Below are 19,139 nucleotides of genomic sequence, written 5' to 3'. Positions count from 1 at the left end.
GAAAATGGAAACCGGGTTTTGTTTTTGGCAATACTCACAGCTGAAAAACCGGGACTTGGACGGAAACAGGGATGGGGACAGGAACGGGTTCCGACACCAGAACCAGCACATCGTTCCGGCCCCGTCTGACGGCAAATATCAGCTCAGATGCTCCAATCGCTCGGTCGATATCGGTAACTTGATCACAAACTCCGCCTCACCAACCAAACCGTCACTCAGGACAAGGTCGCCGCCAAAATCATCCTGGATCAATTTACGGCAAATTGGCAACCCCTGCCCCGTACCAACACCATGTTCCTTGGTGGTAAAGAAATAATCGAAAATACGATTGCGCAGTTCTTCGGGAACGCCGCCGCCATTATCACGCACGCGAATTTCAATCAGCGCGTCTAGCTGCGTGACCATTATGGAAATTTGCCCATTACGAATGCCATTGCCTTTAATCGCCTGTCCAGCATTGACGATCAGATTGATCAATGCCTGGGACAGATGGTTACGCCTGCCAACAACTTCGGTTACTTGGGCATGGTAGCTATAGTCAAGCTGGGCGGTATGTTTGATCTGGTTGCGCGTCAGGGTAATGGCCGTTTCAATTTCATCTGGCACGGACACCGTTTCAATCGACTCGTTGGTCGGATGGGCAAACTTGCGAATGCCACGCACAATCCCGGCAATACGCTCCAGCCCTTCCAGGCTTTCGCGTAAGGCCAGGGGCACTTCCTCGGCCATAAATTCAACCCGGTCGCGGTCAATTTCAATCCGTGCGGCACCATCATCGGTATAACGGATCGCCCCGGTCAGTTCGTTAAAACTGTCGGACAGAAATTCAAGATTATTGTGAATATATTGGGCCGGGGTATTGATCTCGTGCGCGACCCCGCCAGCAAGCGTCCCAAGCGCGTGCATTTTGGCATATTCGGCAGCTTCTTCGACAACATTTTGCTGCTGGCGGGCAACCTGGGCATCAATATCGGCCTGAAGGGCGCGCTGACGGCTTCGCAGCAAAATCGCCAACAGCCCGATCATCACCAAAAGCCCGAATATGAACAGATATGACAGTTCCTCGATATCGCTTTTGACAGCAGCGATATTGGATGAATTATAAACCGACACATAATTGGTTGTCAGAACCGCCACATCCTGAATTTGCTCGGCCATACTCTCGAGTGTCCTGTCCATATCCGCCACCACCTGGGCCGGCGGCATATCGGAACGGATTTTCTGATCAATCTCGGCAATAAACGCAGTCAGGTCTTTTAATAATTTAATTGCTTCGGGGATTTCCTGAAGGGTTCTAAAACCGCTGCCGTCACGGACAATCGCAACGCGGCTGACAAAAAGATCATAATCAAAAAGGATGTCGTCATAGGACAGGCTGCCGTCACGTTGGTCTTCCGAAAACCGAAGAATATCGCGATCAAGCACCAGATACTGTTTTTGTATCTGGAACATGGCCCAGGCAAAATTTTCACGATAGGCAAACCGTTCATCTTCGAGTTTGCGCACAATCGTCATCGAATAAAAATAATAAACGGCCACAAACAGGGTCAGAATTAATATCGTGACCCCGTTTGAAACCAGTGTAATTTTGCGGTTTTTTTTACGGTTGAGCATTAATGCTTTTCACCTGCCAGACAGCATAAGACCAATATTGATCTGTCTGTAAATCAGGGTCACTGTCAAACGGGAAAATAACCCAATAAGGACCCTTATCGCGCACCGACATGGCCTTGCCATCCAACTGATACGCAAGAATAGCCCCTGTTGCCGTCAGGCGTTCGGCCGGGACCGTAACACTATAATCATTCAGGGCGAAAACCCGAATATTGCCGCCTTCGATGCCGTTGTTTTTCAAAAGGTCAGCAAAAGAAACACCGGTAAAATCGTGTTTTCCTTCTGTCCAGGGCGTTGATGTTTTAATCGTTGTGGACGGCATTTTCACGAGGTCATCATAAGAAAATACCGTTTTTGTTCCGTCCAGTGCAACGACCGCCAGTTCGTTACGGGCCTGTGCCGGGTTTGCGGGCAACACCCACATGGCAAAAGCCATGAGAAGTGCAAATCCAGTTACAAAAGCTTTCATGTATTTTCCCCCTCCCGGAAATAAATCCGATCCCCAAACCTGGTTCAGACTTGGGGGTTATAGTGTACAAGATCAAGACGTTGCGATACCGGCAACGCTATTCATCAACAGATTTTCGGGTATTTCCGGTCGCGAGAAATAATATCCCTGCATTTCATCAACACCGTATTTCTGCAAACGTTTGGCAACGGTCAGATCCTCGACCCCCTCGGCAATCACGCACAAACCCAGCTTGTGGGCGATCTGGACAGTCCACTCAACAAACGAATTATCCAGCGTTTCCGTCATCATACGCGATACAAGGCCGCGATCGAGCTTGATGCCGGTATAAAAATTATGGCGCAGCAACTGGATCGAATTGTTTCCCGTGCCAAAATCATCAATCAGCAACTGAACCCCCTGCTCCTTCAAAAAGCTGGCATTGCGAATAAAGGCCGCAGAAAGAACCTTGGGATTATGCTCGGTAATTTCAAATTCAAGCTCGATATGCCTGCGTCGAAAATCAATAACCCGCTGCATCAGAAACTGGACAAAATCCATATTGGCCAGTGAATAAGGCGAACAATTCACCGAGATACGCGCAAAACTCCCTAATTTCGCCTGTAGGGTATCTGCAGCATCTTCAAGCAAGTAGAGCACGTTTGACGTCATCTGGTTCATCACCGGGTGATCTTCGCTCGCCCCGATAATATCCTCAAGGGTAAAGCGCTGCTGCAAACATGAAAAGCGACTAAGCACTTCACCCCCGACGATACTGAAATCCTTTGCCGAAACCCTTGGTTGAACTACAATACTGTGATGATTTTTTTCAATGGCGTCGCCAACCTCAAGCGCCGACACCTTGTGTCGTGCCGCGCCAGGCAAAGGACTGGATATGCAGTCATTCAATGCTTCCCGCAAAATAGCGGGAGAAACCGGCTTTGCCAGCACACGGCTGACCATACCCCGATTGATGGCATCACGCAGCGACAGGAAAGAAACATTGCCCGAAAGCAAAATGCGCGGCACTGCCGGGGCAACCTCGGACGCCCGGTGCAGAAATTCAATTCCGTCCATTTCCGGCATCATAAAATCGGCGAGAACGGCATCCACAGTCGAAAAGTTTTTCGCCAGCCAGTCCAGGGCGGCAATAGCAGAACTGTTGGTCACGATATGAAAGCTGCTCCCCAGGGTCCGACGCACGGAAGACAGCAGCATTTCATCGTCATCCACCATCAAAATGGTGGGTCGAAAATTAAGGGCTGCGTGTTGCATCTTGATGATTACCCCGTTGCGCGAACCATACCGATCAGGCGACCGCCCGCCTTTGGCCCTGTGCGATAAAGTTGCGCACCGATGGACATAGCGGATAGGCTTCAGTCTCAGGACGATAGAATATCCGGATTTACGGCAATATCCCCAAACGAGGAGGGATTTTAATGAAACTATCCAGTTCGGGCATCAAAGTTGCCTTTGTCGATGATGACGACAACCTTCTGGCAGCACATCGCCGCAGTTTGCGTGGCATGTCACTGGACTGGGAAGCTCTGTTTTTTAACAACCCCCAAGACGCACTTGACGTTATTTCCGGGGATCCCGCGGTTGATGCCGCTATTCTCGACATTCACATGCCCATCATGACCGGGCTGGAGTTGGCGGCGAAATTGCGCAAGTCCCGGCCAGACGTCATTATCATCATGCTCACCGGCTATGCCGACCTTGAAGCCGCCCTTGAAGCGGTCAACGAACATGGCGTGTACCGTTTTTATCCCAAACCCACCCCCTTGCGGACTCTGCTTGAGGGCATATCCGACGCCGTCACAAAAAACCGCAACACCCAAAACCAGATTTCGTCGGCATTTCTCGATATTTTCAATCTGGGGCTTATTGCAACCGACGACACCCTGTCGGTCCGCCATATGAATGCCCAGGCCGCCGAGCTGTTACGGCGCTGCCCGCTTTTGCATATCCAGTCCGATAACCGTCTGGTCCTGGAGCGTGCCCCCGAAGACCTCGACAAATTCCTAAACCCGCCGCCCGGTCGCTCGCTTCCGCAGCAAAAAGGATTTTCGCTACAATCCGATGATATGGCCGTATCAATCTTTCTAAAGCGCATTTCGACAGCAAATGGCGAAAAACCGGGTTTTGTTTTTGTTTTGGTCGAACCTGAAACCGTGGGCCCGCCGTCAGTTGACAATCTGATGGATGTCTTTGGCCTGACCCGTTCCGAAGCCCGCCTGACCCAGAAACTGGCCGAAGGTGTTGCCCTGGACGAGGCATCCGAAGCGGTTGGCATTTCGGTGCATTCGGCGCGCACCTATTTAAAGGCGATTTTCATGAAAACCGGGGTTAACCGCCAGCCCCAACTGTTAAAAACCGTGTTTTCCAGCATTCCGTCGCTCCGCAATTAAAGAGATTTGTCTTTAAACGGGCTTACCTGCCAAAACGATATGCCCCGAAACAGGCGCAATCAGGGATGTTTGGACAATTGCCGGGGCGGCAGGGCGGCCCGCCATTGTTGCAGGAAAATATTGCGTTTTGCCTGATCCAGCCCCACCAGCAGGGCCGGCGTTAACATAATTGGTCGCAGCTCCTGCGGGTCAGCATTTCGCGGGCTGCCAACCAGCCTTGCAAGCCGGGCCGGGCCATCGATGGGGGATAATAAACCGGCATCGCGTGATAAAATCGCCCGCCCTGGCGGCGACAGCATAAAATCGATAAAGGCGCGCGCCAGACCAGGCCGTTCGGCATTGCGCGAGATAAAGGCCGCCCGCGACATGATCAGGGTATAATCACTGGGCAGGACAATCCCCACCCGGTCATCCCGGCCAATACGCGACAGGGCATAGGACCCCAACACATTATAGCCCAGCAGCAACCGCCCATCGGCCACCCGGTCCAATATCTCGCCGGTACAGCAAAAAAGCTGTGCTTCATTCCGGCCAAGACCTTCCACCAGACGGCCCCAGGTACTGGCCTGAATGGCATCCTGAAAGGCAAATAAATAGCCCACACCAGATGTTTCGATATCGTAACTTCCAACCTTGGCACGAAAGGTATCGCTTTCACGCAACAGGTCGATCAAATCAAACCGGCTTTGCGGCGCGGGGCGATTGGCAAAAAAGGCCTTATTATAAACCGTTACTGCCGGTTCATAGGTCAGACCAAACAGTTCATCGCGCCATTTGGCCCAATCAGGCAGGCTTTCCCCCACATTTGGTCCCGGTGACTGGGCACACCCATCATTAACCAGCTTCAATTGCTGATCAATCGACGAGGATATGATCAAATCCCCGATAAAACGGTCCTGCGCGCAGGCATATTCAACCGCGGCATTCAGTTCGTTGGTGGTTACTTCGTTATACGTAATCAAAATCCCCGGCCAGCGTTCCTGGAAGGCTTCAATCACGGGCGCAATTACCATGTAATCGGTGGTGCTTTGAATAACCAGACGGCCGGAAATATCGGTCGGAATGGGGAAATCCCGGTCCCGGGCACTGGCAACCTTATCAGCCATGGCCCACATGCCGGTTATAGCCGCACAACAGCCCATAAGCCCCCATACCAGACCCCGGATATACCGTTTATGCCACATCTGGCGTGCCATCCTGCCACAGGATCTGATCATGATGCGCTCACCGTAAATTCAAGGCCAATTTCAAAACCATCCGCCGTTTTGCGCCGCACCAGAACCGCTCCGTGCGATGACGCAACCGACGATACAATCGACAGCCCCAGCCCCGCACTGTCCGGTCCAATCCCGTTGGATGCAAAACGCTCACCAATCCGGGCGGACATATCGGAGGCAATGCCCTCCCCGCCATCGCGAACCAAAAGGCTGGCATGGCCAGCTTGAACCGCTGTCACACGCAAACCTACCGGCGGCTTGCCGTGCTTCAGGGCATTGTTCAGCAAATTCTTGATCGCCTCGCGCAAACTGATCGGATCACCGGTAATCGTCACCGGCTCGTCTGGCAAATCAACCGCAATATCAGCCTCGGAAACGGCACGGATTTCCCGTTCCGCTTCCAGGGCCAAACGCCGCAAATCCAGTTCCTGCGCCACCGCCATATCCGCCCGGTGCGCAATCAGGGCATGGCTTAAAAGCTGATCTGCCAGCCGCCCCAACCCCACGGTACGTTCGTGCAAACGCTGGTGCAAACGGGCCAGAACCTCGGGGTCGGTTTCCTCCAGGGCCAATTGCGATTGCGCCCGTAATGCCGTTATCGGCGTTCGGATCTGGTGGGCGGCATCGGCCACAAAATTCTGCATGGCCTCAATCCGCCGGTCGAGGCGACGCATGAAACGGTTAATCGCCTCTAACAGCACCGCAACTTCGGCAGGCGCAGCAATATCGATGGGGGATAAATCATTTACATCACGTTCAAGGATCGTATGTTCCACCCGGGCCAGCGGGCGCAAGGCAATGCGCATTGCCACCACCACCAGCAACAACAAAACAATCCCGGCGGCGGCAATGGTCAGCACCGCCTGGGCGGTAATGCTGCGCGCGAGCGCCAGCCGTTCGGATGTGGTTTGCGCCACAATGACTTTAACATCGCCCGTCACTGAGCGTTCGGCCAATTGCCGCCGTAATAGATAGGCGCGTACATCCACGCCCTTATAATGGGCATTATAGGTTTGGTCCGCCCCTGCCCCGCGCTTGTCATCCTTAGGCAATGGCAGGTCGCCATAACCGGTCAGGGTTTTGCCATCCGGGCCGATAATGCGATAAAAAACCCGGTCTGCACGAGCCAGCGACAACAGCTCGAAGGCAGAAACCGGCAAATCCACATTGGCATGCCCGTCCGTAACCAGAATACGTTCGGCAATTTGCAAGGCCGCGCCGCGCAACAGCCGGTCAAAGGTCTCATCGGCGGCATCCTGGCCGTATTTATTGGCGGCAAAAATCGTTCCCAACAACACCACCGCCAAAATCACCGCCATTGCCATGCCCAGACGCACGGCAACCGATTGGCGGGGATGGGTTATGGGTGGGGCGGGGGCGGGTCTCATTATGATTTATCAGCCTGTTCACCGGGAACGGCCTGATATCCCAATCCGCGCAGGGTACGAATTTCCAGGCTGGCATCTGCCAGTTTGCGCCGCAGGCGCGCCACATAGACCTCCACCGCATTCAGCCCGGCTTCCCCCGTCAGGCCATATAACCTGGAATAAAGCTCTTCTTTTTGCAAAACACGGTTCAAATTCATCATAAAGGCTTCAAGCAAAATAAATTCACGACGGGTCAGCTCAATATCGGTGTCATTCACACGCACCGAATGATCGGCAAAATTGCAATGCAGGTTGCCCACCGTAATACCGGCCTCATTCGCCCCATGCTTGCGCCGGGTCACAGCACGCGCCCGTGCTTCGAGTTCACGCAAGTCAAACGGTTTGACCAGATAATCGTCAGCACCAAAATCCAGCGCATCGATTTTATCATCCACCTGCAAACGCGCGGTCAGCACCAGCACCGACACCCCGTTTTTGGCCGCCCGCAATTGTTTCAGAAAATCCAGCCCCGAACCATCGGGCAAATTAATATCGAGAATAATCAGGTCATAGGATTCCAGACGCAAAAAGTGGCCGGCATCCTCGATCGTCGCGGCCACCTCGCAGACATGCCCCTGACGCGAGAAATGCGCAAGGATGGCTTCCGCCACATCTTCGGTATCCTCGACAATCAGTATTCTCAAGATGCTGCTCCTGTAATTTTTGCGATGACAGGTTGATGAAAGGTTGAGCCGCTAATCTCCTATACACCGTCGTACCAGCAAGGTGCGACCAGAAACTGGGAGGAATAACCATGAAAAAGATTGCCGCACTTGGTGCAGCAACCATCTTTGCTGCCTTGTCCTTTACATCTTCCGCCTTTGCTTACGAGCCCGAACAGCCCGAATGTATCGCCCCGGCCAATGCCGGCGGTGGCTGGGACTTTACCTGCCGCCAGATCGGCAAGACCCTTTATGACCTTAAAACCATCGCAAGCCCGATGCAGGTTGTGAACCTGGCTGGCGGCGGCGGCGGTGTTGCCTATGCCGAAGTCGTTTCCAAGCGCAATGACGACAATGACCTGATCGTTGCTGCTTCTTCGGCTACCACCACCCGTTTGGCCCAGGGGGCATTCCCCGGTTCGACGATGGATCAGGTGCGCTGGGTTGGTACCATTGGTGCCGATTATGGCGTGATCGCCGTAGCCAAGGATTCGCCGATCAACACCCTGCCGGAACTTTTTGAAAAAGTTAAAGAAAACCCCCGTGGCGTGGCATTTGCCGGTGGGTCGGCTGTGGGTGGCTGGGACCACCTCAAGGTTCTGATCGCGGCCAAGGCGGCTGGCATTTCCGATGCCCGTGCCGTCAAATACATTGCCTTTGAAGGCGGCGGGGAAGCCGTCACCCAGCTTCTGGGGGGGCATGTTCAGGCCTTCACCGGTGACATTTCCGAAGCCAAGGGCTTTGTTGATTCGGGTGATTTGAAAATTCTGGCCGTTCTGGCCGAAGACCGCCTGCCGGGCGACGAATTCAACAAATTCCCGACCGCCAAGGAACAGGGTATTGATGCGATTGGTGCCAACTGGCGTGGTTTTTATGCCCCCAAAGGCATGAGCGATGAAGCTTATGACTATTGGGTCAAAGCCATTCAGGACACCTATGCCAGCGACGAATGGAAACAGGTCATGGCAAATAACGGCCTGATGCCGCTTGCCAAATTTGGCCCGGACTTTGAAAAGTTCGTTGCCGACCAAATCTCCTCTACCCAGGAACTCAGCCGCGAAATCGGTCTGATCAAGTAATTATCCGCCCTTACGGAGCGCCGCATCCTTCTGGTTGCGGCGCTCTCGTCATTTTGGAGACGTGCCATGAGTGACAGAGTTCTGGGCGTTGCATGCCTGTTGCTTTCTGCATTCTATATTTTCATGGCGACCCAGATTCAAACCAGCTTCATCACGGACTATCTGGGCCCGAAATTTTTCCCGATTCTGATTGCCAGCCTGCTGGCAATTGCCGCCATTTTCCCGATTATCAAGCCGGATCCCGACCCGGACTGGCCCGGAATCGGACGTTTGGTGGAAATAGTATTCGCCGTTGCCGTTATGGTGGCCTACACCTATGCCCTGCCCGTGGCCGGTTTCGTTGTTTCAACCGCCATTACCGCCGGTATTCTAAGCTGGCGTCTGGGGGCAAAACCCGTCGCCGCCGCCACTGCCGGTGTATCCATTTCCGTAGGCATTTACGTCGTATTCCACCTTATTCTTCAACTCTCGCTGGCCCGCGGGCCCTGGGGGTTCTGACATGGAAGTATTCTCACAACTCGCCGACGGCTTTGCCGTTGCGCTGACCTTCCAGAATCTGGCGCTTGCCCTGGTTGGCTGTTTCCTCGGCACCATCATTGGTGCGCTGCCCGGTCTTGGCCCGTCCAACGGTGTTGCCATCCTTATTCCCGTGGCCTTCACGCTGGGCCTGCCCGCCACCCCGGCGCTGATCCTGCTGACCTCGGTTTATTACGGGGCGATGTATGGCGGGCGTATTTCCTCGATCCTGCTCAATATTCCCGGTGATGAACCGGCCCTGATGACCACGCTGGACGGCTATCCGATGGCGAAAAAGGGTCAGGCGGGTGAAGCCCTGGCCCTGTCGGGTATTGCTTCGTTCGTTGGTGCCTTCTTTGCCACCTGGGGTCTGGTTTTTCTGGCACCGCAGCTGGTCAAGGTTGCCCTGCTGTTTGGTCCGGCCGAATATTTTGCCCTGTTCTCGCTAGCCTTTGCCACACTGGGCGGCATTGCCTCGCAAAATCAGGCCAAGGCAGTCATTGCCGCCATGATCGGCCTGGGCATTGCAATGGTTGGCGTGGACCACCAGACCGGTGTGCCGCGCATGACATTTGGCAATATCCACCTTTATGAAGGCATCGACTTCCTGGTGGCGATTGTCGGTCTGTTTGCGATTTCCGAAGTCCTGCTGTTCCTGGAACACAAGGCCGGTGCCGCCCCCAGCGAAGCCAACCAGAAACTGGCCCGTGTCACGGCACCGTTCTGGATGCTGAAAAAGACCGCCGGCACAATGGGCCGCAGCACCATTATCGGCTTTTTGGCTGGTGTTTTGCCCGGTGCAGGCGCATCGCTGGGTTCGTTTGTGTCCTACACCATCGAAAAAAAGATCAGCGATAAAAAAGGCACCTTTGGTACCGGCGATCCGCGCGGGGTGGCCGCACCGGAGGCCGGTAACAACGCCGCGGCTGGTGGCGCACTGGTACCGATGCTGGCCCTGGGTGTGCCCGGTTCGGGGACCACGGCGGTTTTGCTGGCAATGCTGATGGCACTTAACATCACGCCCGGCCCGCTTTTGTTTACCCAGCGTCCCGATGTGGTCTGGGGCCTGATTGCCGCCCTGTTTATCGGCAATATCATGCTGCTGTGCCTGAACATTCCGCTGGTCGGCCTGTTCGTGCGTGTGCTGCGGGTTCCCAGCAAATATCTGATGCCTGCCGTCACCATGATTTCCTTTGTCGGCATTTACGGCATTTCGGGTTCGACCTTTGATTTGCTGATGATGATCATTTTTGGTGTTGTCGGTTATGTGCTGCGCAAGCTCAATATCCCGACGGTGCCGATCATTTTGGGCATTTTGCTGGGCAACGAAATGGAAAAGAACCTGCGTCGCGCGCTGGAAATTTCCAATGGGGATGTCAACATTCTGTGGGGATCGCCCTTGACGATTGGCATCTGGGTTCTGGCGATTGCCGGTTTCATCGCGCCCTTCGTGGTCGGCCGCTTCCTGCGGCCGAAAAAAGACCCGACCGTCGCCCCCTAAACATCTCATCAAAGGCCGGGATCACCACAATGATCCCGGCCTTTTTTTATCTACAATCCTGGAAAATTGATTTATTTGATTTAAATAATCGCGCCACCCCAGCAATAGACAGGTAGAACATGGCCCTGCCATCCGGTTTGAACAGTTTTTTTTCAGGTCTGACACCGCGTTTTTTCCGCCTGCTGTTTACCGCCCTTTTTGTCGGTTTGCTGGGCGGGCTTATTGCCGATTACATCGCGATGCCGCTGGCCTGGATGATGGGACCAATGCTGGCAACCTTCGTTCTCGCCCTGTTGCGCCTGCCAATGGCGGTGCCAATGAAATTTCGCGCCGTTATTCTGGGTGTCATCGGGGTATTTTTGGGTGGCTCCTTTACCCCCGATACCTTTGACCATGCGGCGCGCTGGCCTGCCAGCATGGTTGCCGTTTTGCTGTATGTGCCCGTGATTACCGCCATCATTACCTGGTTTTACATCAAAGTGGCCCGTCTGGACCCGGCCACAGCCCTTTTTTCCGCAACACCGGGCGGCTTGACGCCAATGGTGGTTTTGGGGGCGGCTGCTGGCGGGAATGAACAGGAAATCGCCCTGACACAGGGCCTGCGTGTTTTACTGCTGGTCATGTCCGCCCCCATGATTGTGCTGATCATGACGGGTGTGGTTGCCAACAGCCACGGCGAAGGCCACACCACCATCATGACCCTGAATGAAGGATTGCTAACAGCGGCGTGCGCCCTTGCCACGGTGGTGCTGTTTCGCCGCCTGCGCATTCCGGCCGCCGAAATGACCGGCGCCATGCTGGCCAGTGCCAGCCTGCATGTCAGCGGCATTGTGGTCGGCAATTTGCCCGAATGGCTTTTGGCAGGCAGTTTGCTTATTTTGGGTGCCGCCATTGGCAGCCGCTTTGCCGGGGTCAAACTGGCGTTTCTGATCCGGCTGTCGGGCTATGCCATATTGGCAACCATCGTTATTGTCGGCTTTACCGGCGTGGTGGCCTATGGCGTTTCGGTGTGGCTCGACCTGAATTTTATGGCGGTGTTGCTGGCCTTTGCGCCGGGCGGGGTGGCGGAAATGTCGCTCATTGCGCTCGCCCTTAATATCGAACCCAGCTTTGTCGCCTTTCATCATATCGTTCGCATTTTTGAAATCGTGCTGCTGGCACCGATGCTGGCAAAATGGTTGCAAAAACGGCATCTGCGTAAATTGCAAGGCTGACAGCCACAAACCCGCTGCCCATTCTGTCACCACATCGCGCCAGCAGCACCGCTAACCCAACGGCTACCGGCCCATTGTTACGGCCATTGGCCCAACAACCGTTTGCACCATGCGCACCGATATGCTGGCAAAACCGGCGGCGCGCATGGCCTGTGCAATCTGGTCTTTGTCAAACGACGCATCATTGCCCTTCATCGCCGGGATCAACCGCCCGACAATATGGGGTTCGGGCAAGGTGCGTTCGTGGCACAGTTCCTCGTGAAAGCTGACAAACACGCCCCCCGGGGCCAGGGACTGGCGGCACCGGCGTAACACCGCCGTCAGATCGCGGGCATAATAAAGGGTCATCGATGCCCAAATCACATCCTGATTTTCCGGCAGATCAACATGATTAAAATCCCCTGCCATCACGGTAATCCGGTCCCGGGCCGGGAAATCCGCCAATTGTTCCTGCGTCATCCGTTGGGCAAGGGGCGGTAAATCAATGATGGTGGCCCGTCGTGCCGGGTGTGAGGCGACAATTTTTTGCGCCAAAATGGATGACCCAGCCCCGATATCCAGAAAATGCCGGGCCGTTTCCCATTCCGGCAATTCACACAGGCAGGCAAACATCTGCTCTCCGGCGACAGAGCGATGAAAGGCAAACAGGCTTTTGGCCGCCCCATCCCAGTGTTCTGCACGGTTCATATCAAGCGGGGCAGATGTTTCGCCCCCCTTCAATAGCAGCTCCAGGTCATCATGCCGGGTTTTCGCGAGATGAAGGATCAGGTCACCCATCGATTTTTCACCATCGCTTTGTAAAAAAGCACCATATCCGGCCCGGTTCACAAACAGGCCCTGCTGTTTTTCAATCAACCCCATCGCACACAGGGCATTAAGGTACAATTCGCAACGCACCGCATCAAACCCCAGCCTTGTTGCAACATCCTGCGCCGTTATTGGCGTTGCCAAATGGTCAAAAATACGCTGCGAAAAGGCAATTTTGACAATTTGCCAGCGTATCGGGGCCTGAACCAGATCAACCAGCATCGCTGGCAGCAGGTTATCGTGCTTTTCCATCGCCAAATTTACCATTTTACCCGCCAGTTCACCCCGATTGTGCGGGCCTGCCCATCTTCCACAACCATGCCCGACATCGTTGCCGTCGCCCGGCGATAGATTTCCTGATCAAAAATATTTGCCATCCAGATCGAAATTTCCGACCGCCCGAGGCGATAGCCGATTTCCGCATCGGTAATGGCATAGGCATCCTGCCGGGCGGTATTCTGACTGTTAAAATAATATGGGCCCGACCCGTTAAGCCCGGCCTGCCCAAACCAGCCCTCATCGGCATCCTGCCGATAAGACAAACCCACCGCATAGGTATAGTGCGCCGCCATTGGCAACCGGTTGCCCGACAGGTCCTGTGTTGCCCCCGTTGCGGTTGTCACCCGGTAGGATGTTGCTTCGCTATACTGCAACCCAAAGGAACCATAAACCGACCAGTCTTCGGTCACGCGCGCATCGGCACTGGCTTCCAGCCCGTAAATTTCGGCTTCGCCCGCATTGGAAACCTTCTGATTGCCGCCAACCACAAAATCAACAATCTGCATGTCGGTGACTTTGGTGTGAAACATCGACAAACCGGTGGTTAGGCGGCCATCCAGTGCCGAGAATTTCACACCGGTTTCCGCCGTCCAGCTATATTCGGGGTCATAGGTGAAACCGGCAACATCAGTTGATTGCGCATAATTATAGCCGCCGGGCAAATATCCCCGCGCATAAGAGGCATAGGCCATCACACCATCGGCGACATCATAAGACACCGAAACTTTAGGCAATAAGGTTGTGGTGGTGTTTTGTGCCGCATAATAGGCCTGACTGCCCGTACCGCTGTCATAATGCTGCGATCCATCCTGGCTGATACGTTCAAGACGTGCCCCACCGCCAAGCCGCACTTTCTCCGTTACATTGACTTCAACCTGACCAAACGCCGCGACCCCGGTTTGTTCAATATCGGTCAGGCGGGTTGTGCGCGGGGTGGAAAACCGGAAATCGGTATTGGACCATTCATAAAAACCATACAAACCGGCCAGCCAGCGCCAATCGGCATCCGGCTGATCGGATGACAGGCGCAACTCCTGGGACAAAGCATCGTTTTGATTGGAAAACTGCGAGGGCAAAGCCGGCAGCGTCCAGGCATCAAGATCCATTTGAAAATCACGGTCATAATGGGTCCAGCCAGAAACGCTTGTCAGTTTCAACCCCTCAAACTCATGATCCACCCGCAGGGACTGAACGGCGGTTAAGCTGTCATCGTAACTTGTTGAATTATAGTTGGTCACAAAGCGGTCGGTCGCCCGTGCCCCTTCGACATAGCGAAGGCGCTGCTTGCCAAGGTTCTGACGGTCTATCACGCTTTTTAGCGTTATTTCCGTTTCATCACCTGCCCATATATCCAGCCCGGCAGAGCTGGTAAAATTATGGTCATTGCCGCCCTTTTTGCTGTCATCATACTGGTTGTAATAAACGCCATCCGTTGTTTCACCCCGCACGGCAAAACTTGCAGCCGCCTTTTGCGGCACAAGCACACCTGAAACCCTGGCATTGGCAACATAGCCCGGCGTCCAGTTTCGCGCCCCGTCTTCAAAATAGGTTTCCAGGCCAATTTCCGCACTGTTTGACCAATCCGGCGTGGCGGTAGAAACCTTAATCGCACCCGCTTCGGTATTGCGACCATAAAGGGTTCCCTGCGGGCCCTTCAGGATTTCCATGCTGTCGGCATCAAATAAACGCGGCGCCTGCATCGCCCCATGCGGCAGGGCGACATCATTCACAAAATACCCGACCGGGTCCTGCATGGATGTATCCGTGGCAGTCATGCCACGGATCACCACGCGCTTTAAAATGGTGCTTTGTTCAATCTGAACATTGGGCACCTTTTTCGCAATCACGGCCAAATCATCCACCGCCGGCCTGTCCAGGGCCGATTTTTCGATGACCGAAACACTGCCCGGCACACGATCTTGCGTTTCCTGCCAGCGTCGCGCATCAATCAATACCGGCTCGGTTTGAAAAACAGGCAATGCCTGATCATTTGCCGTTTTCGACTGTGGCTGAGAAACCTCCTGTGCATGGGCCACAACATTCCCCAAACAGACAGCCATGACGGAGACAGTGGCCCCAAGGCCCCTTTTCCCGATACGCATCCTTTGTCACCTTTTCCAAATTAATCCGAGCAAAAGGCTTAGGACGTGTTGGCAAAAGCCGCGATCAAATGCCGAACAGGGAGCTATCAAACTGCGAACACATATTTACGGCGCAAAAACAGCGAGATGCCCAAAATCACCAGCAACAGAACCACATTCAGCATGTAAGGCGCGATCTGGGAAATCTGATACAGAGCCGCCCCGGCAACCGACCCGGTTGCCATGCCAATGCCTTGGGCAATGGCATTAATGCCGGCCCCACGAGCCTGCGCGTCGGGCCCCACAGCAAGACTTAACAGAGCCAGATTTCCCGGCACCAGCAAACCAAGCGAAACGCCCAGCAAAATCATGGAGAATGTCAGAAACATTAGGGTTGGCGCCATCGTCGCCCCCATCATGGCCAATGCGGCAAGTAATGCGCCGGTTTGTAACAGGGTCATGGGATGGCATCGTAAAAAGCGCACGCCCACCCCCTGGCTGATCACCATGCCCGCCAAAGACAGCATCATCATTCTGCCGCTTTGCTGCATGGCCTGTTGGGCGGAAAAGCCAAAAACATCCTGCAACCGCAAGGGTGTTACCTGATACAAAAGCCCATAAACCGACAGGCCACACACCGTAACCGCCAGAAACGGCAGCAAACTGCAAAAACCATTCGCCAGCCCTTCAGAAGAAAACAAGGGTTTCGCCCGGTACGGGCCTGTTTTACGTTCATCATCATGCAGGGTTAAAAACACCCCCAACATGGCTGACAAAATCAAGACCGCGATCAATGTGAGGGCCGGGAATAGTGCCGTCGCACTCATTTGCCAGGCAATAACACCGCCCAGAATGGAGCCCAGACCAAAGGCCATTCCCATCAGGGCCATCGCGCCCGCCCGTTGATCGGGGCAGGAATGATCGGCAAGCCAGGCTTGTGCCGCTGGCATAAGCCCGCCACCAAAACCCACCTGAACAAGCCGGGCGCACAGCAAAACAGCAAACAAAATACCGGAATGATCAAACACCGCACGGTTATGAATGATCCCGCCTAAAAGCAGCAAAAAACCGGCGGCCGTCATCAAAGCAAGCAACAAAACCGGGCGACGCCCTTTTCTGTCACTAAAACCGCCCCAAAACGGGCCGGACAGTGCCAGCAACAAAGCAGACACTCCGATTAAAAGGCCGGTCTGTACATCACCAAACCCCAACAACCGCCCCAGGGTTGGCATGACAATTAGAATGAACGAATGCCCGGTCGCATTGACAACCAGCGCCCAAACCAAAAATATCCTGGCAATACGGTGTGTGGTCCCAAACCTTTTTGAGCGGCCAATATCCTGATCCATCTGATCCCTTCCCATGTTCCGTAACAACGCGTGTGATCTCGTCTGTTAGAAAGGGATCTGATTAGGCGCTATCACCGGGCGAACATCGCGCATCATTTGGCGAATGTCACATATCAGGGCATTGACGGAATTGCTGTGGTGTTTGTCCAAAGCGGGCGCGAAAACAACTGCCAAAATGGCTGGAACTGCTAAAGCCACAAAAATAGGCAATATCGGTAATGCTTTGATGATCCCGGCCCAGCAAAATGCGCGCCTGTTCAAGGCGATAGTCACGCAACCAGGCAAAAACCGTTGTCCCGTAAGCCTTGCGAAAACAGCGATTAAGCCGGGTATGGGTAAATCCCGTCGCCCGGGCCAGGGTTTCAAGATCGGGCGGGCAGGACAGATCCTTGATCAACAAATCGCGGGTCTGGGCAATCGCGCGTTTTTCTTCTGGCGAAAGGGCATTGGAAGTCCCAAGATCCGGTGTTGGTGTTTTTTGCAAACACTCCACCAGCAAGGTCAGCGCGGCACTTTCGGCTGCCAGGCGGTCCAGCCCCGTTACCAGCGGATTACCCAGCAAATCACGCAGCACATTTGGCATATCCAAATTCGCCGTTAACCGCAGGGCATGACCATCGGATGTAACGGGCTGCAAACGGCTGTCGTTAATTTCCTCAAACACAGCGGCAAATCGGGGACCACTGAATTTGAGGGCCACCATCTGGCATTCCTGACCCGCTGGCGTATGACGGCACATGGCCTGGTCATCGGGCCGATAAAGCCATATGTCACCCGGTCGCACCAAAGACGATGGAGAACGACGCCCGAAGGAAAAATTGCTGTGTCCCCTCAGGCCAAAGCCCAATATGGCAACAGGCGCGTCATGATCGACGCAGGATCGGAAATCCTGTTTCAGGGAACATTCGCTTTTGGTGATCGAAATTCCCGGCGCGACATTTCCCGTCACGAAACGCGGGCTGCCGTAATGGACAGGAAGCTGATTTTCCTGCCACCCCTGCTTTGCCATAAAACCGGATAAACGGCCTGAATCGACCTCCAGAACACCCGCAGACATGTCATGCGCCACAAGAGACAGCGTCATCTGACCAACCTTCTTAACACATACAATCCCTTTGGTGATTGTATGGCATTAAGAGTGATAATGATACTCATTAATAATGAAGGTCATAAACACGCATGAAAATGCCGAGCAGGCAAACGCGCGAAGGCCTTTCAGCCCCCCCCTCGATCAGGCCATTTTACGTTCGACACCTTTATAAAACACGGCCTTGCAGGGATTGCCGCCAATGGCATAGGAAAGTTCCGCAGGGCTATCGATGTCCCACACCACAAAATCGGCAACCTTGCCGGTTTCAAGGGTTCCGTGCGTCTCACCGCGTCCCAGCGCCCGCGCGCCATTGCGGGTAATACCCGCCAGGGCTTCTTCGGGCGTCATGCGAAACAGGGTGCAGGCCATATTTGCCATTAGCAGCAAGGACAAGGCTGGGGACGTGCCCGGGTTGCTGTCGGTTGCAAGGGCGATATTGACACCATGCTGACGCAACAGGTCAATCGGTGGCAATTTGGTCTCGCGCAGGCAATAAAAGGCACCGGGCAGCAACACCGCCGTTACCCCAGCCTTTGCCATCGCAATCACGCCGTCTTCCGCCAAATATTCCAAGTGGTCGGTTGAAAGTGCCTTGTAATCAGCAGCCAGAATACTGCCTTTCTGGTCACTTAACTGTTCTGCATGCAGTTTGACCGGCAGATTCAGCTTGCGTGCGGCCTCAAACACACGGCGGGTTTGTGCGGTGTTAAAGGCGATATTTTCACAAAACGCATCAACCGCATCGGCCAACCCTTCGGCGGCGATGGCGGGCAGCATTTCCGAACATACGAGGTCAATATAACCATCGGCATCGTCGGCATATTCCGGTGGCAGGGCATGGGCGCCGAGGAATGTCGTAACGACATCAATCTCATTTTCCCGGCCCAGGCGACGGGCCGCGCGCAGCATTTTGGCTTCGTCTTCGGTCCGCAGTCCGTAACCGGATTTTATTTCGATGGTGGTGACACCTTCACGCAGCAAATTGTCCAGCCGCTTTTGCGCCTTTGCCACCAGTTCATCCTCGCTGGCCGCGCGCGTCGCCGTGACCGAGGACCGGATACCACCCCCGGCCCGGGCAATTTCCTCGTAACTCACACCATTCAACCGTTTTTCAAATTCATCGGCACGGTTGCCGCCATAAACCAGGTGGGTATGGCAATCAACCAGACCGGGTGTGACCCACGCCCCATCAAGGTCACTCACCTGACGGGCCAGTTTCGCGGGCTCGGCTGGCAAACCCTCCATCGCGCCAATCCAGGCAATTTTACCATCCTGTATGGCAATGGCCCCGTTTTTCAGGGTGCCATAGGGCTGGTCAATCGCCGGGTTCATCGTGGCGAATTGACCGTTGATCCAGATATGATCCCACATGGTTGTATCCCTGTCTTGGCAGTTTATATGTATATACATAATGATGCGCCATTCACGCTAAAACGTCAATGGC

At 54.3% G+C, this 19,139-nt stretch carries 16 protein-coding genes; 5 read left to right on the top strand and 11 right to left on the bottom strand.

Going from position 1 to position 19,139, the window contains the following annotated elements:
* Nucleotides 1-138: 138 nt before the first annotated feature.
* The 3 genes from LF95_RS11130 to LF95_RS11120 all read right to left on the bottom strand — a co-directional run bounded on the left by LF95_RS11130 (nucleotide 139) and on the right by LF95_RS11120 (nucleotide 3,337).
* Complete coding sequence (locus LF95_RS11130; protein WP_073955219.1) at nucleotides 139-1,614, bottom strand: sensor histidine kinase; 1,476 nt, start codon at nucleotides 1,612-1,614, stop codon at nucleotides 139-141.
* On the bottom strand, nucleotides 1,601-2,083 hold the full coding sequence (locus LF95_RS11125) for a putative pterin-binding protein (RefSeq protein ID WP_143182015.1): 483 nt from the start codon (nucleotides 2,081-2,083) through the stop codon (nucleotides 1,601-1,603). Before LF95_RS11125 ends, LF95_RS11130 begins: the two co-directional genes overlap by 14 nt.
* A 72-nt stretch (nucleotides 2,084-2,155) precedes the next feature.
* Nucleotides 2,156-3,337, bottom strand: coding sequence for an EAL domain-containing response regulator (locus tag LF95_RS11120; protein ID WP_073955217.1), 1,182 nt, complete (start codon nucleotides 3,335-3,337; stop codon nucleotides 2,156-2,158).
* Between the two features lie 164 nt (nucleotides 3,338-3,501).
* Between LF95_RS11120 and LF95_RS11115 the strand changes: the two genes are divergently transcribed.
* Nucleotides 3,502-4,473, top strand: coding sequence for a DNA-binding response regulator (locus LF95_RS11115; RefSeq protein WP_073955216.1), 972 nt, complete (start codon nucleotides 3,502-3,504; stop codon nucleotides 4,471-4,473).
* Nucleotides 4,474-4,532: 59 nt separating this feature from the next.
* Here LF95_RS11115 and LF95_RS11110 read toward each other — a convergent pair whose 3' ends face one another.
* The 3 genes from LF95_RS11110 to LF95_RS11100 all read right to left on the bottom strand — a co-directional run bounded on the left by LF95_RS11110 (nucleotide 4,533) and on the right by LF95_RS11100 (nucleotide 7,761).
* The gene (locus tag LF95_RS11110; protein ID WP_168173694.1) at nucleotides 4,533-5,579 is read right to left on the bottom strand and encodes an ABC transporter substrate-binding protein; all 1,047 of its coding nucleotides are present in this window, start codon (nucleotides 5,577-5,579) and stop codon (nucleotides 4,533-4,535) included.
* Nucleotides 5,580-5,686: 107 nt separating this feature from the next.
* Nucleotides 5,687-7,078 (bottom strand): sensor histidine kinase, encoded by a 1,392-nt coding sequence (locus LF95_RS11105; protein WP_073955215.1) that lies wholly within the window; start codon nucleotides 7,076-7,078, stop codon nucleotides 5,687-5,689.
* Nucleotides 7,078-7,761 (bottom strand): response regulator, encoded by a 684-nt coding sequence (locus LF95_RS11100; RefSeq protein ID WP_073955214.1) that lies wholly within the window; start codon nucleotides 7,759-7,761, stop codon nucleotides 7,078-7,080. Before LF95_RS11100 ends, LF95_RS11105 begins: the two co-directional genes overlap by 1 nt.
* A 110-nt stretch (nucleotides 7,762-7,871) precedes the next feature.
* Between LF95_RS11100 and LF95_RS11095 the strand changes: the two genes are divergently transcribed.
* The 4 genes from LF95_RS11095 (at nucleotide 7,872) to LF95_RS11080 (ending at nucleotide 12,089) form a co-directional block, all read left to right on the top strand.
* Entirely contained in the window at nucleotides 7,872-8,858 is a 987-nt protein-coding gene (locus tag LF95_RS11095) for a Bug family tripartite tricarboxylate transporter substrate binding protein (protein ID WP_073955213.1), read from the top strand.
* 66 nt (nucleotides 8,859-8,924) lie between these two features.
* On the top strand, nucleotides 8,925-9,356 hold the full coding sequence (locus LF95_RS11090; protein ID WP_073955212.1) for a tripartite tricarboxylate transporter TctB family protein: 432 nt from the start codon (nucleotides 8,925-8,927) through the stop codon (nucleotides 9,354-9,356).
* A 1-nt stretch (nucleotide 9,357) separates the two neighbouring features.
* Nucleotides 9,358-10,875, top strand: coding sequence for a tripartite tricarboxylate transporter permease (locus tag LF95_RS11085; RefSeq protein WP_073955211.1), 1,518 nt, complete (start codon nucleotides 9,358-9,360; stop codon nucleotides 10,873-10,875).
* A gap of 119 nt (nucleotides 10,876-10,994) precedes the next feature.
* Nucleotides 10,995-12,089: an AbrB family transcriptional regulator gene (locus LF95_RS11080; protein ID WP_073955210.1), complete on the top strand. Its 1,095-nt coding sequence runs from the start codon at nucleotides 10,995-10,997 to the stop codon at nucleotides 12,087-12,089.
* 63 nt (nucleotides 12,090-12,152) lie between these two features.
* On the opposite strand, the gene LF95_RS11075 is transcribed toward LF95_RS11080, so the two are convergent.
* The 5 genes from LF95_RS11075 to hutI form a co-directional block, all read right to left on the bottom strand.
* Entirely contained in the window at nucleotides 12,153-13,163 is a 1,011-nt protein-coding gene (locus LF95_RS11075; protein WP_073955209.1) for a methyltransferase, read from the bottom strand.
* Complete coding sequence (locus LF95_RS11070; RefSeq protein WP_073955208.1) at nucleotides 13,157-15,277, bottom strand: TonB-dependent receptor; 2,121 nt, start codon at nucleotides 15,275-15,277, stop codon at nucleotides 13,157-13,159. The genes LF95_RS11075 and LF95_RS11070 overlap by 7 nt, the downstream gene beginning before the upstream one ends.
* A gap of 86 nt (nucleotides 15,278-15,363) precedes the next feature.
* Nucleotides 15,364-16,605 (bottom strand): MFS transporter, encoded by a 1,242-nt coding sequence (locus tag LF95_RS11065; RefSeq protein WP_168173693.1) that lies wholly within the window; start codon nucleotides 16,603-16,605, stop codon nucleotides 15,364-15,366.
* 106 nt (nucleotides 16,606-16,711) lie between these two features.
* Complete coding sequence (locus LF95_RS11060; protein WP_073955207.1) at nucleotides 16,712-17,689, bottom strand: AraC family transcriptional regulator; 978 nt, start codon at nucleotides 17,687-17,689, stop codon at nucleotides 16,712-16,714.
* 147 nt (nucleotides 17,690-17,836) lie between these two features.
* Complete coding sequence (gene hutI, locus LF95_RS11055) at nucleotides 17,837-19,066, bottom strand: imidazolonepropionase (RefSeq protein ID WP_073955206.1); 1,230 nt, start codon at nucleotides 19,064-19,066, stop codon at nucleotides 17,837-17,839.
* Between the last annotated feature and the right edge of the window lie 73 nt (nucleotides 19,067-19,139).

This window comes from Thalassospira sp. TSL5-1, assembly GCF_001907695.1.
Lineage (GTDB): Bacteria > Pseudomonadota > Alphaproteobacteria > Rhodospirillales > Thalassospiraceae > Thalassospira.
Note: the sequence above shows the minus strand (reverse complement) of the source record. Positions and strands in the feature narration are given on the sequence as shown.

Excerpts from the sequence above, each read along its gene's own strand:
- LF95_RS11065 (WP_168173693.1), bottom strand. The coding sequence starts at position 16,605 with ATGGATCAGGATATTGGCCGCTCAAAAAGGTTTGGGACCACACACCGT.
- LF95_RS11125 (WP_143182015.1), bottom strand. The coding sequence starts at position 2,083 with ATGAAAGCTTTTGTAACTGGATTTGCACTTCTCATGGCTTTTGCCATG.
- LF95_RS11085 (WP_073955211.1), top strand. The coding sequence starts at position 9,358 with ATGGAAGTATTCTCACAACTCGCCGACGGCTTTGCCGTTGCGCTGACC.
- LF95_RS11070 (WP_073955208.1), bottom strand. The coding sequence starts at position 15,277 with ATGCGTATCGGGAAAAGGGGCCTTGGGGCCACTGTCTCCGTCATGGCT.
- LF95_RS11105 (WP_073955215.1), bottom strand. The coding sequence starts at position 7,078 with ATGAGACCCGCCCCCGCCCCACCCATAACCCATCCCCGCCAATCGGTT.
- LF95_RS11090 (WP_073955212.1), top strand. The coding sequence starts at position 8,925 with ATGAGTGACAGAGTTCTGGGCGTTGCATGCCTGTTGCTTTCTGCATTC.
- LF95_RS11110 (WP_168173694.1), bottom strand. The coding sequence starts at position 5,579 with ATGGCTGATAAGGTTGCCAGTGCCCGGGACCGGGATTTCCCCATTCCG.
- LF95_RS11075 (WP_073955209.1), bottom strand. The coding sequence starts at position 13,163 with ATGGTAAATTTGGCGATGGAAAAGCACGATAACCTGCTGCCAGCGATG.
- hutI (WP_073955206.1), bottom strand. The coding sequence starts at position 19,066 with ATGTGGGATCATATCTGGATCAACGGTCAATTCGCCACGATGAACCCG.
- LF95_RS11095 (WP_073955213.1), top strand. The coding sequence starts at position 7,872 with ATGAAAAAGATTGCCGCACTTGGTGCAGCAACCATCTTTGCTGCCTTG.
- LF95_RS11120 (WP_073955217.1), bottom strand. The coding sequence starts at position 3,337 with ATGCAACACGCAGCCCTTAATTTTCGACCCACCATTTTGATGGTGGAT.
- LF95_RS11060 (WP_073955207.1), bottom strand. The coding sequence starts at position 17,689 with ATGACGCTGTCTCTTGTGGCGCATGACATGTCTGCGGGTGTTCTGGAG.
- LF95_RS11080 (WP_073955210.1), top strand. The coding sequence starts at position 10,995 with ATGGCCCTGCCATCCGGTTTGAACAGTTTTTTTTCAGGTCTGACACCG.
- LF95_RS11130 (WP_073955219.1), bottom strand. The coding sequence starts at position 1,614 with ATGCTCAACCGTAAAAAAAACCGCAAAATTACACTGGTTTCAAACGGG.
- LF95_RS11115 (WP_073955216.1), top strand. The coding sequence starts at position 3,502 with ATGAAACTATCCAGTTCGGGCATCAAAGTTGCCTTTGTCGATGATGAC.